Origin of the sequence: Clostridium sp. MCC344, assembly GCF_018785365.1 — a bacterium.
In the GTDB taxonomy this organism is placed as follows: Bacteria; Bacillota; Clostridia; order Lachnospirales; family Lachnospiraceae; genus Pilosibacter.
In genome coordinates this window covers 1-357 of sequence record NZ_WQPQ01000042.1, presented here as the reverse complement: position 1 = coordinate 357, position 357 = coordinate 1, and the positions used below count along the sequence as shown (strand labels likewise).

1 protein-coding gene is annotated in these 357 nt (G+C 51.0%); it reads right to left on the bottom strand.

Going from position 1 to position 357, the window contains the following annotated elements; genetic code table 11:
• Nucleotides 1-141: 141 nt before the first annotated feature.
• A partial coding sequence (locus GPK90_RS11760) for a hypothetical protein (protein WP_486463669.1) occupies nt 142-357 on the bottom strand: 216 nt, incomplete at its 5' end.

Here is a 357-nt window from a genome sequence, read left to right as displayed (position 1 = left end):
TGCGTCATTGAAAACCTCCTTTGCGAAAGTGCGTGTATATGCCTGCCTTTCCCGCTTGTCCTGTGGGGAAATGTCAAAAGGCGACACCCAGCAGGTGCCGCCCTTTGAGCTTTCTCCACTTCGGGTCGATATGGCCCGAGGTCAGTAAGGACTGGAATGGTACTTTTCTTTGGCGTCCTCCACGCTGTTGAGGTCAAATACTTCATAAAGCTGCCCCACAACACGCCGTATATCCTTCTTTGAAAATCCGCAGTCCTCCATTGCCATAATGACATAACCGCGGCAGGCGTCATTGCTCCATTCGTCCGTTTCCAAGCCGGGGATCATTCCAAACGCATTTCCCATAAAATGCTCCTT